The sequence below is a fragment of the Salinifilum aidingensis genome (assembly GCF_054782015.1).
In genome coordinates, this window is record NZ_BAAGTH010000067.1 from 1 (window position 1) to 507 (window position 507).

Consider the following 507-nt stretch of genomic DNA (forward strand, 5'->3'; position numbering starts at 1 on the left):
CGGCTCGATCGCATAAGTCGGATCGTAGCCATGTCGTTCTGTGAGCCAAGGAGTTGAGACATGGTGTTGTCTTCCTAAGACCGCTTGGCCTCCGACTTCATGAACGGCGGGTGCACGAGGCCCGGCGCCGACGGCGGATGGGCACGAGGTCACCGATGTGATGGCCGTTGCGGGTGACGGCGTACCGCTCTCCGCGCTCCAGGCCGTCCATGATCTCCGCGGACCGGTTGCGCAGGTCACGCTGGGAGATCTGGTGGGTGTGGTCGGGCTGAGGAGTGCTCATCCATCAACCGTACAACGGAGTGCTACACGGTGCTATGTGGTAGCACAATCTGGAGAGCCGCTCTGGACCTGGGACAGATCGCGGCCTCCATGAAGCCTGGACCGGTTCATGTGTCGCTGGTCGTCTCCGCCCGTATCCGGATCGCCTTGTCCGAGATCGAGCAGGTTCGCAGGGTGCCCGGCATCGAGGTGAGGTTCAGTGACGAGCACATCGCCATGAGCGTC

At 62.7% G+C, this 507-nt stretch carries 1 protein-coding gene; it reads right to left on the bottom strand.

Going from position 1 to position 507, the window contains the following annotated elements; all coding sequences use genetic code 11:
• Positions 1-97: 97 nt before the first annotated feature.
• Positions 98-283, bottom strand: a complete 186-nt coding sequence (locus ACYVJE_RS23155; RefSeq protein WP_461146147.1) for a type II toxin-antitoxin system Phd/YefM family antitoxin — start codon at positions 281-283, stop codon at positions 98-100.
• Between the last annotated feature and the right edge of the window lie 224 nt (positions 284-507).